The 14,594-nt window shown below is 61.6% G+C and carries 13 protein-coding genes; 11 read left to right on the top strand and 2 right to left on the bottom strand.

Features of this window, described 5'->3' with window-relative positions; all coding sequences use genetic code 11:
* Positions 1-30: 30 nt before the first annotated feature.
* Together CFI11_RS19855 and CFI11_RS19850 are read left to right on the top strand one after the other, a co-directional pair.
* Positions 31-1,131, top strand: coding sequence for a hypothetical protein (locus tag CFI11_RS19855; RefSeq protein WP_130409087.1), 1,101 nt, complete (start codon positions 31-33; stop codon positions 1,129-1,131).
* 1 nt (position 1,132) lies between these two features.
* Positions 1,133-2,440: a lysine N(6)-hydroxylase/L-ornithine N(5)-oxygenase family protein gene (locus tag CFI11_RS19850; RefSeq protein ID WP_130409085.1), complete on the top strand. Its 1,308-nt coding sequence runs from the start codon at positions 1,133-1,135 to the stop codon at positions 2,438-2,440.
* 51 nt (positions 2,441-2,491) lie between these two features.
* Here CFI11_RS19850 and CFI11_RS24830 read toward each other — a convergent pair whose 3' ends face one another.
* Together CFI11_RS24830 and CFI11_RS19840 are read right to left on the bottom strand one after the other, a co-directional pair.
* Complete coding sequence (locus CFI11_RS24830; RefSeq protein ID WP_130409083.1) at positions 2,492-4,642, bottom strand: TonB-dependent receptor; 2,151 nt, start codon at positions 4,640-4,642, stop codon at positions 2,492-2,494.
* A complete protein-coding gene (locus CFI11_RS19840) occupies positions 4,642-5,844 on the bottom strand; it encodes an MFS transporter (RefSeq protein WP_165390334.1) in 1,203 nt (400 codons plus the stop codon). Before CFI11_RS19840 ends, CFI11_RS24830 begins: the two co-directional genes overlap by 1 nt.
* Before the next feature lie 211 nt (positions 5,845-6,055).
* On the opposite strand from CFI11_RS19840, the gene CFI11_RS19835 reads away from it, so the two are divergent.
* The 9 genes from CFI11_RS19835 to CFI11_RS19800 all read left to right on the top strand — a co-directional run bounded on the left by CFI11_RS19835 (position 6,056) and on the right by CFI11_RS19800 (position 14,366).
* A complete protein-coding gene (locus tag CFI11_RS19835) occupies positions 6,056-7,030 on the top strand; it encodes a siderophore-interacting protein (RefSeq protein WP_130409079.1) in 975 nt (324 codons plus the stop codon).
* Between the two features lie 775 nt (positions 7,031-7,805).
* Positions 7,806-8,483: a response regulator transcription factor gene (locus tag CFI11_RS19830; RefSeq protein ID WP_130409077.1), complete on the top strand. Its 678-nt coding sequence runs from the start codon at positions 7,806-7,808 to the stop codon at positions 8,481-8,483.
* The gene (locus CFI11_RS19825; RefSeq protein WP_130409075.1) at positions 8,480-9,820 is read left to right on the top strand and encodes a HAMP domain-containing sensor histidine kinase; all 1,341 of its coding nucleotides are present in this window, start codon (positions 8,480-8,482) and stop codon (positions 9,818-9,820) included. The genes CFI11_RS19830 and CFI11_RS19825 overlap by 4 nt, the downstream gene beginning before the upstream one ends.
* A 102-nt stretch (positions 9,821-9,922) precedes the next feature.
* Positions 9,923-10,942, top strand: a complete 1,020-nt coding sequence (locus tag CFI11_RS19820) for a calcium-binding protein (protein ID WP_165390333.1) — start codon at positions 9,923-9,925, stop codon at positions 10,940-10,942.
* 52 nt (positions 10,943-10,994) lie between these two features.
* Positions 10,995-11,141, top strand: coding sequence for a hypothetical protein (locus CFI11_RS24405; RefSeq protein ID WP_165390332.1), 147 nt, complete (start codon positions 10,995-10,997; stop codon positions 11,139-11,141).
* Positions 11,142-11,162: 21 nt separating this feature from the next.
* Positions 11,163-11,501, top strand: a complete 339-nt coding sequence (locus CFI11_RS19815) for an OB-fold nucleic acid binding domain-containing protein (RefSeq protein WP_130409071.1) — start codon at positions 11,163-11,165, stop codon at positions 11,499-11,501.
* Between the two features lie 95 nt (positions 11,502-11,596).
* Entirely contained in the window at positions 11,597-11,785 is a 189-nt protein-coding gene (locus CFI11_RS19810) for a hypothetical protein (protein WP_130409069.1), read from the top strand.
* A 56-nt stretch (positions 11,786-11,841) separates the two neighbouring features.
* Positions 11,842-12,489, top strand: coding sequence for a response regulator transcription factor (locus CFI11_RS19805; protein WP_130409066.1), 648 nt, complete (start codon positions 11,842-11,844; stop codon positions 12,487-12,489).
* A 62-nt stretch (positions 12,490-12,551) separates the two neighbouring features.
* On the top strand, positions 12,552-14,366 hold the full coding sequence (locus tag CFI11_RS19800) for a sensor histidine kinase (RefSeq protein WP_165390331.1): 1,815 nt from the start codon (positions 12,552-12,554) through the stop codon (positions 14,364-14,366).
* Positions 14,367-14,594: the final 228 nt, after the last annotated feature.

The raw sequence follows: 14,594 nt of genomic DNA, 5'->3' as shown, positions 1-14,594 counted from the left end.
ACTCTTTTTGTCAGGATTCGCAAGGTCGCCATGTCACCTCTCTCTATCTTCTGGCCGGTTCTTGCCGGTCATGCGTTTCAGCAGACCGCGCTGATCGGCATGGTGCCGGTTCTCGCGCTGGCCTTGGGCTTGCATGAAAGTGAGATTGGGCTGGCGGTGGCCATCGGTCTGGTCACGGCGGGCGCTGCGTTGCCTTTTGTCAGTTTGCTGGGCGGGCGCATAGTGGTTCTTGGCGGGCTTGGCGGACTTTTGCTGGCCAATTTCGGGCTCTTCTATCTCATCGGGCATGGCGGCCATGGATGGAATGCACTGCTTGTTCTGGGTCTGTTGGCCCTCATCCGGTCGGTTCAGGGCGTGTCGGCGGCGGGCCTCATGCTGGCCGCTCAAACGCAGGGCGCGGCGCAGAAAGACAGCCGCAAGGGGCTGGGTATCGTGCAGTCCATGGGCAGTGTCGGCCGCATCTTCTCGGCTGCCTTGATTGGTCCCCTTTTGCTGATTTCACCGCTGGCACCATTGCTGCCGGCGGCCTTTGGAGCGCTGGCGAGCCTCTTGCTCAGCCGTGGGCAGGCTGCGCCGCGTCTGCGTGCCTGCATCCGGCCGCCGCGCCTGACCGCGTTTCGGGTGACACTCCTCACCCAGGGGGCGGTCGGGGCCGCGCAGATCGGTTTGGCCCCGTTGATCCTCGACCGGCTGGACGCCGATCCGGTGCGGGCAGCGGGGTATGCCGGACTTTGCCTTGCCGCAGCCAATCTGGGCCTGTTTCTGTCTTTGCGGCTTCTCGTCCCGCGTGTCGGCGGGATGGGTGCGCGGGGCGCGGGTTTGCTGCTTGTTCTCGCGGCCCTCTCCGCCCCGCTGGCAGATCAGCTTTCCGTCTTCATCCTGCTCAGCTTCATCATCGGTGGCTCTACGGGGCTGCTGTTCACCCTCAACCTCTCTGAAATCATGACCCGCGAGGATTATGCCCAGCATCAGGTCACCGGTTGGAACGGCGCGATCCAGATCGCCGCGCTTGCCGGCGGGGTCGCGTTGGGATCGGCGCTGATGGCGCTTTCCCCAGCGGCGCCCTTCGCCATTGTTGCCCTCTCCGGTGCGGCTTTGGCCCTTGCTCCTCCCTCAACACAAAGGACCTGATATGACATCCGAATTCTCTTTCACGGATCTAGCCGGCATCGGGATTGGCCCGTTCAACCTCAGCCTCGCGGCCTTGGCCAACGATGTGCCGCAGCTAAAGACGCGCTTCTTCGATCAGAAGCCTGCGTTTTCCTGGCATCCCGGTCTCGCCTTCGACGACAGCGTCATGCAGACCTCGTATCTCAAGGACATGGTCACGCCTGTTCGGCCGACCAGCGCCTTGAGCTTTCTCAACTACCTCGTCCTTCGGGGGCGGTTCTACGATTTCATGGCCGCACGGTTTGAAACCGTCTCGCGCCGGGAATTTACCGACTACATGGCCTGGGTGGCACATCAGCTTGAGATCTGCGAGTTCGGCGCTCAGGTGCGCGAAGTCGATCATGACGGCCAGCGCTTTCTTCTGCGCATGGCCTCTGGCGACGTCGTGCAGGCGCGTGGGCTTTCGGTGGGCACCGGCCCCGTTCCCAACGTGCCCGAGGGTGCGCCGCTTGGTCCCAACTGCTTTCACGGGATCGAGTATCTGGAGCGCGGCAAGGAGATTGCAGGCAAACGCGTCGCGGTAATCGGTGGGGGGCAAACGGGTGCTGAAATCGTGCTCGACCTGCTGACTGCGCGCGACGGTCCCGCGCAGCTGACCTGGCTGAGCCGGCGGAGTGCGTTCTGGCAGCTTCAGGAAGGCGGGCTGGTCGACCAGATTTTTACGCCAGCCTACCACAACGTGTTTCTGGATCTGCCGGGCGACCACAAGAAAGAGGTGGTCGCTGATCAGAAGTACAGCAGCGACGGGCTGACCCCGGCCACGGCGGATGAGATCTATCGCCAGCTCTATCGCCATCGCCATCTCGAGGGGGGTGATGCAGTGTCCCTGCGTCCTGGGCGAACGGTGACACGGATCGACCGGCGCTTTGGCGGGTTCCAGCTGCAGGCCGAGACACCGGATGGCGGATGCGAAGGGCTGAACGCCGAGGTGGTGATCCTCGCAACCGGCTTCCGCCCCACGGTTCCGGGTTGCCTGGATCCGATCCGGGACCGCTTGACCACCGAAGCGGGCGGAGCATTGGCCCTCGATGCCCGCTACCGCGTGCTCTGGGACGGTCCGGAGGATACGCCGATCTACGGAATGAACCATGGGCGGCAATCGCACGGCATCGTTGATCCGCAACTCAGCCTGACGGCTTGGCGCAGCGCGTCGATCCTGGAGGATTTCACCGGTCGCCCGCTCTTTGACGCGCTCAGGACAGGGTCTGACGGCCTGGTTGACTGGGCGGGTGGTCAAATGGCCGAGGAGAGTGTGCGCATTCCCGCGTAATCCTGTTTGGCGAGGCGCGTCCCACTAACAGGGGCGCGCCCGGCACCGGGATCAGAACGAGACGGAATATCCGAGCGAGAATCGGCGCCCCTCGTCGGCCACACGCACCGCGTCGTTGGTCAGAGGGTTCACGCGCACGCTGCTTGCCGCACTGTTTTCCTGTTGGCGGTCGAAAAGGTTGGTGACCCCGAAGGTCACACGCCCGGGACCCACCGGGTAGGATCCGCCGACATTTACGCGGACCATGTCCTCAAGCTGCGGCCGGCCCGGCCGGTCCCGTTCGGCGGAAAAGACGATCTCACCCGACAGGTTCAGCCCGTTTGCAAAAGACCGATCCGTGTAAAGCGTCGCGGTAAATGGCGTCGGGATCCGGTTGTTGGGCAGCCAGGCATCCATGTCGCCATCCCCGTCGCTGTCCAACCGACCCTCGATATAGGCCAATTCCGCTCCGGCACTCCAATCATCGCGGATGTCGTAATCCAGACTGAATTCCGCGCCCCAGATCCGCTCCTCCTGCTGGGTGATTTCGTTGGTGGCGGAATCGAAGACCACGCCCTCGTCGGAAGTCGAGAGATATACGGAACTGTCGATCGAGAGGCGATCGGTATTGTACCGCAGTCCCAGCTCCCACGTGTCGACGATCTGCGCCTCGGGCCGGATCGACGCAAAGGAGACGTTGGGTTGACCGGGCTGGGCGACGGCCCGGCGTGTAAAAGCGCCCACATCGGGTAGCGAAAAGCCCTGGCTGAAACCGCCATAGAGCGACAAGGCCGGGGACAGTTCATACACAAGACCAAGGTTGCCGACGATGGCATCATAGTCGAAATCGCCGCCGATCACATCGACCGGCGCTAAGATATCAACGCCGGTCCTGGTCAATTGCGCCGCCGCGGGACGGGTGAAATCGGAGACGCTCAGCGAAAACCGTTCGGCCCGCAGCCCCGCGCTCAGATCCAGCCGCGGCCCGATCGGGATATCGGCCTGTGCGAAAATGGCCACGCTGTCCTGTGTCATCGGCGCCAGCAGATCCCGTCCGTCCAGCGTCTTTTGCTCAACCTCATCGCGCCCCAGATCAAGTCCCCATGTCAATGTCGCGTCTGGATCCAGCCCTGTCAGCGGCGTGCGCATCGTGAGAGAAAGGCCGTATGTGCTTGTGAAAAGCTCGCTTTGCGACAGGGGGTCCTGACGCGGATCAGTGGGACTGATTGTATAATATAGCGTGTTGGCCGGCCCCGGTTCGGCCAGTGCCGCGCGGCGGTCGACATCGGTGACAAAGGCGGTGATTTCCAGATCGCCGAGCGCCGTGCCGTCATAGCGATAGGTGATATTGGCGCTCGCGCCCTGATCTTCGACAGGTCTGCCAGTATAGCGCCGGTCGGTCACGCGCACCGGATTGGCGGTGTAATCCGTGAAAAAGTCGATCTCCTGCTCCAGCCGGTAGGCATCCAGCCGGATCTCCAGTTCATGCGGGCCTTGGGCCCAGTTCGCAGCGACGCCGAAGGTATAACGCTCCACATTGTCGCCGCCGCCCTGTCCGACCAGCGGGTCAGAGGGCAGGCGGTTCCCTGCGCCGTCATAGGAGAGCCCCGTCTCGCTCCGCGACAACTCGAACCGCAGGCCCCAATCGCCGATGCGCTGGTCATGCGACAAGAAAAGCTCGTTGCTGATGCTGCCACTTCCGCTTTGACCCGAAAGGCGGGTTTCAACGGTTGTTTGCGGTTCATCCGACGGTTTCTTGGTCACGATGTTGATGATGCCCCCTGTCGCCCCGTTTCCGAAACGCGCGGTGGAGCCTTTGACGATCTCGATCCGCTCGATGGAGTTTGGATCCAGTACCGATAATTCGCGGTCAAAGCCCCGCAACTCCGAGGTGCGGGCGACCCCGTCGATCAGGATCTGCGTGGTCCGACCGCGCAAGGTCTGGCTGGCCCCGCCAATGGTGCCGTTGGCGGGGGCAAGGCCCGGGACGAGATCCGAGAGTGCCCGCGAAAGGGACTGCCCGCGTCTGACACGCTCCAGGATCTGCTCTGCCTCGACCACCTGCACGGTCCCCGGTATCGCGCTTTCCGTGGCGCCGGTGCGCACGGCCTGGATCACGATATCTCCCAGAAAGACCGGATCGTCCTCCTCCTGAGCAAAGGCAGGAACGGCTGCGCCAAACGCAAATAGGCTGGCGCCTGAAAGCAGGCGGGCAAATGTCATCAGGAAGTCTCCGTAGCGGGGGAAAGGGGGGTGGCACGCACGCGGGCCGGCAGCAGGATCAGCGCGATCCAGCCCGCAATCCCCGACAGCAACGCAGCGGTCAGAAAGACGGGGCCGTATCCCATCGCCTCGGCCAATTGACCGGCAACGATGCCGCCGATCATGTACATCAGCAGGGTGGCGCTGGTGAGCAAAGTGAAATCGGTGGCGGCCTGTCTGAGCGATGCAAACCGCATGAAGGCGGTGAAAAGGCCCACGATTTCGATGTATCGCAAAAATGTATCAAAGACCGAAAGCGCGATCAGCATCCATGGTTCGATGCCCGTCGTCGCCGCCACGTAAAAGGCGCCGAAGGCCAGCGTACGGCCGCAGATCAGCAGGATCAGGAAGGGCAGAAGGCCCCACAGCCGGATCAGCCAGGCACCAACCATGGCACCGAAGAGGCCGACAGCCGCCGCAGATCCGCCGGAGATCGCCCCGATCTGCGACAGCGTAAAGCCTTGATCGACCAGAAAGGGCTGCTCAAGTGCTTTGACCAATCCTTCGGGCAGGCGAAAGATCAGGGCAAAGGCCAGCATGGCCCATGCCCCCTCGACGCTCAGAAAACGCAGAAGACCGGGTTTGCCGCGATCCGCGGGCAGGGGACGCTGGCCCACCGTTTCGGGCAGCCGCAGGAAGGGAAGCACGAGCAAGGCGGTCAAACCTGCCATCACCCAAAGCGTTTCGGTCCAGCCGATCAGATCGTAGAGCACCAGCGTGCCCGATCCGCCAATCACCACGCCAAGTGCAACCGCGCTGCCCTGCAGCGCATTGCCCCCCGGTTGATCGGCTGGCGCAAGATGCTCCACCGCCCAGCCGTCCGAGGCGATGTCCTGCGTGGCTGACGACAGTGACATCGCCATCAGGATGGGGAAAAAGATTGCGGCATCCGTGACCGGATCCAGCGTCGACAGGGTCAGGATGCCGCCGATGGTGATCAGAAGACAGCCGCCCACGATGACCTTGCGCCCAACTCTGGGGTCGTGGCTGTATCGGTCGACCCAGGGCGCCCAAAGCGCCTTGAGCACCCAGGGCGCCAGCAGAATGCCCAACCCTCCGATCACGTCGAGACCGATGCCGTTGGCGCGCAAAATCGGGGGCAGCGCCGCGGCCACCAGATAAAGCGGCACAGCCTGCGCAAGATAGAGCCCTACGAGAGCCAAGGATATTCTGGAGGTGGGAAACACCGGTCAAGCCATTCGTATAAGTGACGATTTTTGGCTCGCTTGGCGCTGGCGGGGCCATACACCATGGTCAGCTCTTAAAGGCAAGTATTTTTGTCGGGAAATCAGGTTGACCGCTGCACTGAAAGCCTTGATCATCGCATTCGGGTGATAGCAACAGGCGCCAGACCCGTGAGCGAGAGGGATCTGGATGCCTGAGAACACAACGCTGCTGCCTCTTCCGGCGGAACCCCTTCTGGATCTCCTGCGCAAAGAGGCGGAGGAGCATGATTTGGAATGCACCCAGACCGACGGCTGGCTGGATCTGTCAACGCAATACGGCATTATCTCCGCCCGCATCGATGACGGCGCGGTCCTTCTGCGCCTCTCCTCCGAGACCGAGGGGGAGCTGACGGTCCTTCGCGATGCAGTCAACGCGCATGTCTCAGGGCAGTTCGTGCCAAAGTGGAGCAATGTGCGCACCGGACGACCGCCAAATCTGACCGTTCTGCGACTTGCCGGAAAAACCCAGATCTCACCGTCCTTTCTGCGCCTGACCCTGTCCGGCGACACACATCGCCTGACGGGCGCGGGATTTCACATCCGCTTTGTCGCGCCTGCTGCGGGCAAACCGCACTGGCCAAGGATCGACGCGACCGGACGCACGATTTGGTTCGACAAGACGCCATTGCCGCACCGGCCCGTCTACACCATCGCGGAGGTGCGGGCCGGGCAGGCCGATATAGATATCTTCCGCCATGAAGGTGGTCGCACGATCGCATGGGCCGACAGCCTTGAGGTGGGAGATCCCGTGGGTGTCCTCGGCCCGGGCGGCAGCGGATTGCCCGAAGCAAACCGGCTTTCGCTATGGGGGGACGAGACGGCCATGCCCGCGATCCGGCGCATTCTGTCTGAAGCGCCCGAAGACACAGTCGGCAAGGTGACCATCGCAGTGCGGGATCCCGACGACATCTTCCTGTGGGGCCGGCGGGGCTTTGAGGTGCGCTGGCTTGTTCGCAGCGATCCAACCACGCTCGCGCATGCGATGATCGCGGATCGCGCGGGTGCTGACAAGGCATATCTCTGGTTCGCCGCCGGCGCCGCAGAGACCAAAATCGCCCGACAGCATGCTGCCGAACTGAACATCGCAAAGCAAAGAAGACATATCGCGGCTTACTGGACCTGACCGTGATGCGGCGGGGACGTGACAGGGCTTTGGCCGGGCGCAGAGCTGCCCACTAGATCGTGTGTCATGCGCTTCATTCCTCCGTTTTTTGGCGATGTTGGTGACGATGGGCAGATGAAGGGTGCCTCCATGCCGCGCGAGCGTTGTGTGTAGCGTCTTGGGAACGCGTCGCAGACTTAACTCCACATGACGGATCGGTTCGGGTCAAAGGGCTAGAACGTTCTCCGTCGCGCCCATGACAGATCGGCAAGAATAGTCCTGTTCCTGTATCCCAGGCGCCGACGCATGCACCTGGTATTCGTGCGACAGCATAACGATTGGGTCCGGTGACGATGGCGGAACCGGTGCCTTGGTCCCCTTGGGACAAGGGCGCGTCATGCCACATCGTGACCTGCTCAAAGGCCATTGCTGTCCGAGGGATATATTCCATCTCACCCTTCGTCGGTGCTGCCGCTCTGCTACCGTGATGTGCGAGATCTTTTGGAGCAACCTGGGATCACGGTGGGATCGGGCACCTTACAGTGAGAGAAACCTTCAGCGCGCTTGCTGTGGCCATCGCACTTGGCGCGGTTTGCAGTGGCATGCCGATAAAACCTGTGCTCCGTCTGCGTGTGATGATCCCGGCCAGGAATGCACCCTGATGGCAGCGTCGCTTCGCCCTGAATCGGCGTGCATCGCCTAGATGCCTCACATACACTTTGATGGGCATTCGAAGGCAGATGCCGGATAGGCTGTGTCGCGCATTCAATCGGGCCGCGACGTGAAGGAGGATGGCGTGCGCGTATTGCTGATAGAGGATCACCCGCCCCTTGCGGAGGCCGTGCGGGATGCGCTCGCCCGTGCGGGCTTTGCGGTGGATCATGCAAAAACGGCTGCGGAGGCGCGGGAAATGGCCGCTCTGGCCCAGCACGACCTCGCGCTTTTGGACCTTGGCTTGCCGGACGACGATGGTCTTGTTCTGTTGCCGACGCTGCGCCGGGACGGTCAGATCCCTGTCATCGTCCTGACCGCACGCGACCAGTTATCCGACCGGCTCTCCGGGCTTGACGGTGGCGCGGACGATTACGTGGTCAAGCCCGTAGAGATGCCCGAACTGGTGGCCCGGTGCCGTGCCGTGCTGCGCCGCCCCGGGGGCCGATCCGGAACGGTTCTGACCTCCGGCGATCTCGCGCTCGACACCGCGGCGCGCAGCTTGACGGTGTCTGGTAAGGGCGTGCCTCTCGGACGGCGGGAGGTTGCGGTTCTGGAGCATTTGATGCGCGCCACGGGGCGGGTCGCGGCGCGGCGGGTGCTGGAAGAAGCGGTCTATGGTTTCGACGACGAGGTGAGCCCCAACGCGATCGAGGCTTCGGTTTCTCGGCTGCGGAGGACACTTGCGGCCGCGGGGAGTAGCGCGACCATCGTGACCGTGCGCGGCATCGGTTGGATGCTCCCGCGCGAGGGCGGGGCATGAGCGACGACCGGCGCGCCCGATCCCTGGCGCGCATCCTCGCGACGCGCTTCGTTCTGATTGTGGTGGTGGTCTTTGCCCTGAACGCCGTGGGCGTCGGTCTTTACTATGGTACGGACCGCCGGGCGCTTGCGGCGGAGGCTGTCAATAATCAGGCCGAACTGATGGAAGCGGCACTTGAAGGCGCGGCGCTGCCACCCGACGCCTCTGTACGCCGCCTTTATGCGCAGCACCCCCAGTCCTACGCCTTCGCCCTGATCGACCGCAGCGGCGAGGTGCTTGACGCAATGAATGCAGGGCTGATCCCGCCAAGTGCCATCGATCTTTTCGCGGATGACTGGATCACGCGGATCAGTCGACCGGGTGATACGCTCACCGTTGCGGGCCATGAGTTCCAGGATCGCCAGGACGGTCTGCGCATGGTCTTTGTCATGAACGGTGACCCGGCGCATCTAGTTCGCTGGGCCTATCTCGATGAGCTTTACGAACACGTCTGGCTGCCGATCGTACCGCTTGCCGTGCTGCTGCTTGGCGCGGGCTGGGTCCTGATCCGCCGCAGCTTGCGTCCGCTTAGCGAAGCCTCTGCTTGGGCACGGGATTTGTCTCCAGGTGCAGCCGTCCCGCCCCCTCCGGCGGGCCGGCTTCCGGCCGAGATTGCCGACCTGACGGATGCGACGCAGCGCGCTCTCGACCGGCTGGGCAAGGCGCTCGATGCCGAGACGCGGCGCGCGGCGGAGGTCGCGCATGCCCTGCGGACGCCCGTGGCCGTGCTGACGGCGCGCCTCGACGCGCTGCCACCCGGCGAGACGGCGGACCAGTTGCGGGCCGATGTCACACACCTGTCGCGCACAGTGCAGCAGGTGCTGGCGGCGGCGCGAGCCGATGGAATGCAGGTCGTCGATGCCGACCCGCTGGACCTTCGCGTCCCGGCTGAAACGGCCACGTCAGCACTCGTGCCGTTCGCCTATGAAAAGAAAATAGAGCTGTCGCTCGAAACTGGTGCGGAACCTGTCCTGGTCTATGCCGACGCCGAAGCGGTCGATCTGGCGGTGACGAACCTGATCGAAAACGCTGTCGTGCACGGGGGGGCGGGCCCCGTGGTGGTCACTGTCGGCCCGGGTCCGGTGATCACGGTGCGTGATGCAGGCCCCGGGCTCCCGCCCCAAGGGGCCGATCGCCTCTTTGAGACCTTCTGGCGCGCGCCGGATGCCGCCCCCGGCGGCACCGGTCTGGGCCTCTCCATTGTCGAGCGGCTGCAAGAGGCGCAGGGTGGAACCGTCGAAGCAGAAGATGCCCAGGGCGGTGGCGCGCTCTTTCGCCTGACATATCGCGGCGTCTGATTTTTTTGATCTCGTCAGATTGCCATCAGACAGGCCCGCTATCCCACAAGCATCGGACCGAATTCAGGACATCGGTCGTTAATAGCTTGAAGGATCAAAATGATGGACATCTACGGCACAATTGGGAATGACATCCTCACCGGAACCACGCGCGGCGAGGATATCTATGGCCGTGACGGCAACGACATTCTCCGCGGTGGCACGGGGAACGATGATCTCTATGGTGGGGCGGGCAACGACACGCTTGATGGCGGTGCCGGCAATGACGAGATGGTCGGCGGTGCCGGTCTTGACGTCTTCATCTTCGGAGAGGGTCGGGACTCGATCGAGTATTTCAACGACGCGGATCGCATCGAGCTGGACGCAGACCTTGGTGTCCAAAGCTTCTCGGACGTCCTTGCAGTCGCACGGACCGTCGATGGCGGTGACAGCACGCTGCTCGACTTCGGAGGTGGCAACAGCCTTCTGATCGAAGATGTGCGCATCTCCGAGTTATCCGCCGGTCAGTTCGGTTTCGCCGCAGCACCGCAGCCGCCGGCCCTGACGCCCAGCGACACAACCAGTGGCAACGATGAGCTGATTGGCACGAATGGCCGCGACGAGATCGACGGCGGAGCGGGCAACGACATTATCCGTGGCCTCGGCGGCAATGACGATCTCGACGGCGGAAGCGGTAACGACCGGCTGTTCGGCAACCAGGGCCGCGACGACCTGGACGGCGATGACGGCAACGATCAGCTGTTCGGCGGCAAAGGCAGTGACGACCTTGATGGTGGGCGTGGCAACGACCAGTTGGTCGGTGGCAAAGGCCTAGACGATCTGAGCGGCGGCGCGGGTCGCGATACCCTTGACGGCGGACGTGGCAATGACACGCTTGAAGGCGGCGGCGGAGCGGACACTTTCGTTTTCGGCTTCGGACGGGACGTGATCGAAGACTTCAACAACAACGACGTGGTCCGTCTTACCGGCGACGCGCGCGACGCCGATTTGTCTGACGTACTCGCCAATGCCCGCACAGTTGATGGCGGTGATGACGTTCTGCTCGACTTCGGTAACGGCAACACGCTGCGGTTTGAAGACACCAGCCTGTCACAGATTTCGGCTGACGACTTCATCCTCTGACCTATCCCGCGCGCCGAGGCCGGCTCCTTAACTCAAACCGATGGAGAACGACATGAACGAGCAACCTCAAAACCACCAGCATCCCACGGGCCCCGTGCGGCTGCGAGACTGGCTTTCAGGCGAGGTCCGTGTCTCGCGCGCAATCCTTGTGGCCGGCGGCGTACTGCTGCTGGCCCTGGTCGGGATCGCCCTCGACTGACCCTTCGATGGAGGATCGATCATGATCGGACTTCTCCCTTTGACGACGGTGCTCGCCCTCAGCGCCGAGACGGCATACGTGAACGAGGAGCCAACACCAGTCGGCGCACTGGAGCGTGGAACGCTGGTCACGGTTGAGGGCATTGTGACACGCATCACGGACGAGGACGAGTTCCGCCTGCAGGATGCGACTGGTACTGTTCGCATCTATGTCGGTCCCAACTGGGTGCCCGCGGGCGTCGGTGAGGCGGTGCGGATCGAGGGGGTCGTGAACGACGATCTTGGCGCGCTGGAGGTACACGCCCATAGCCTGACACGCGCCGACGGCACGGTCATCGAGTTTGCACGCCGCGCCGAATGACCCGCAAGACCGCCGCTTGGCCTTGCGTTTGAATTTCGCACTCGCGCTCAGTTCGCTGGGGCGCGGGTGCCACGCAATGCTGCCGACGCAGTGCAGTGTCTTCGCCCACTCTGCATTCCGGCATCGAAGACGTTGGCACGGTTCATGCCTGGGCGATGAAGGTCGAGTATGAGCTGAAATCAACAGGTCCAAAGCCTAGGGATGAAACCGGACTATTCAGCGGGTTGGTCATCTCCAAAGACGAAAAGTTCTGGTCAAGACTTGGCCGGACCGTGATAGACTGAAATCCAGCGTGCTTGGTAAAAGATTCCCGGGTTAACCTAGGCGAAGACTGCCGACGATGAAAAAGATCAAGGTCCTTATCGTTGAAGATTCTGTTCACACTGCAGAAGCGCTGCGGAGGAACATCTTATCACAAAGTGTTTTCGAGATATGCGGGGTCGCTCACGGCGTCGAAGTCGCCCTTTCCCTGCTACGGCGACAAAAGCCCAGAATTGTTCTGACGGACCTGGGTTTGCCGGACGGGTCGGGTTGCGAGGTCATCGAAGAAGCGATGCGCGCCACATGGGATTGCGATTGCCTGGTCATCAGCGTTTTCGGTGACGAAGCACGCGTGGTTGAGGCGTTGCGCGCCGGGGCCAAAGGCTACCTTCACAAACAAAGCTCGGCAAACGATGTCAGCGCGGCACTCCTTGAGCTGGTTGATGGAGGGAGCCCGATCAGCCCAAAAATCGCGCGGATCCTCCTGTCGACGTTCCCCAAGGACAGTCTTGGCGTGTCCGGCAGCGATAATGACAGCGGCCTCAGCAAGCGTGAGACCGAAGTGATGCAGCTGATTGCCAAAGGGTACAAGAGACAGGAAGTCGCCGACAAATTGTCGATCACCTTGGGCACGGTCGGCAATCATGTGCATCGCATCTATTCGAAACTTGGCGTCAACTCGAATACTGCAGCCGTGGTTGTGGCGACGCGCAAAGGCATCGTGTGATGCGATGGGCCATCGCGTTTTCGATTTCTCTCCTGCTCCTCACGTTCAGTACCTGGGCAATCATGCAGCTGCCCCTGAGTTCCGAACGGCTGACACAGGGAACACACAAGGTTTCAAGCGCATTGATGTGCCCGCATCAGCCAGAAAGGTGTCAGCCCGGCGACTATGTAGAGGTCACGCTACCTGACTTTCCCGAAACCGAAGCCTTGAATGGCCGACACCACGCGACCTACAAAATCGCGGTCACACCGGACCATGAACCCAGTGGCTTCCCTGTCCTTTATCTTCCGCAACTCAGCGACAGTATTCTTATCTGGGCCAACGATACCGCGATTTCACCTGATCGCAACAGCCCGGAGGAGCTTCATCACAACTGGAACCGTCCGCATTATGCGCCGTTTCCCAGCGATGTCTTCAATGATCGCGATGTCATCTTCACGATCTATCTGCAGAGCAATGAGTTTCACCGAGTGTCTCTTTACCCGCTCTACATCGGGAATGGCGAAACTCTTGAATTCGCGTCAAAAATCCGCCTTTTCTACAGAGTCGGAACGGTGCGCGTTGCCTATACCATGGCGGCCCTCGGCGGGATCGCTCTGCTATGTCTCTGGTTCACCAGACGGCATGATCAGGCGTATCTCTTGCTCGCGGCGGTCGCGCTGGCAGCGTGTATTGTCGCCGGCAATATGGTCATCCCCAATGCCCTCGATCAGATCCCGTATTGGTGGGCAATCTGGAACAGCGCGCTGGTTTGGCTGTTTTACGGAATCCTGCACTTTTCGGTGTTGATCTACGAATTTGACCATCCTCGCATGATGCGTGGTCTGTTTTGGATCTGCATCTTTTCAACAGGTGCACTCATCGCCATGCCCGAAGCGCACTTCAGAACCGCTTCGCAGCTCGTCGGGCTATTCTGCGGGGCCATGGGCCTTTGCGCCTTGGCATGCCACATTCTGTCATGGCCCGGGGCAAGAGGGTGGCAGCGTTTTCATGTGCCTGTCCTTGCGCTCGCTGGCGGAGCAGCCATTGCCGAATATGTGTACGCACATGTCGATCCGATGCTTGCAAAAACGCATCGTGCCAACCTTGCCTTTCTGATCCTGTTCGGCGCGTTGTTTCTGGCGCTCATCGGACATCTCGCCCGGACGCTCACGCAATACGATGCCTTGACCAGATCTATGCAGGGGACAATCGAGAGAAAAACGGCCGAGCTTGAAAAGGTACAGGAGCGGGTGCTGGAGGCTGAAAAGGCAAACGCGCTGGCAGAGGAACGGCGCCGCATCATGCTGGATTTGCACGATGGCGTGGGCGGGCAATTGGTGAATGTCCTATCCTATTTGAACTGCAATGATGCAGCCGATCCGATCGTTCACACGTCTCTCGAAGAAGCGTTACGTGACATGGCGTTGATCATCGACAGTCTTGAGGTTGTGGACGATGTCGCTGTGATGTTGGGGGCTCTGCGTGAGAGGATGGAGCCACTTCTGCAAAGGCATGGCATCCAAGTGCATTGGGACGTCGCGGGCGACCCCGACTTGTCCGATCAGCCGTCCAAGACAGCGCTGAATATCGTGCGTATTGCCCAGGAAAGTCTGACAAACGCGATAAAACACTCAAACTGCCAAAACATCTTTGTCACTATCGCGCCGGCCTTCATCACCATCCGCGATGATGGGCGCGGCTTTGATCCTGACAAAGCGGGGCGACTGGCCGGTTTCAACAGTGGTCTGGGTCTGAAGGGTATGCGACAACGGGCGCAAGAGAACAATCTGGAGCTGTCAGTGCGCTCTTCAGATCAAGGTACGCTCGTGTCGGTCGAGTTCAGTAAACCATCGGCCCCAAACCATTCTGCTGCGGTGAAAGATCACGCGATCTGATGACCTTTTTTGGGGGCAGCACTACGCTGGCGAAATAGATTAACACCGACTTATCCAGGGTTTAGCGAGACGTGTGCCGCTGCCCCGCGCTTATGGCTAGAATGGCCAGTCATGGCCGCTCACCCAGAACGAAATGAACGGATTTGTTCCAGCGATGGCGAACGCTCGGACACAGCAGTTGAGCAAGTCGAGCTATATCTATGCGCATCGCCCGCATAACGGAAAGCG

It is taken from the genome of Thalassococcus sp. S3, assembly GCF_004216475.1.
GTDB lineage: Bacteria > Pseudomonadota > Alphaproteobacteria > Rhodobacterales > Rhodobacteraceae.
The sequence above is the reverse complement of the archived record's forward strand: the minus strand, read 5'-3'. Positions and strand labels throughout refer to the sequence as shown.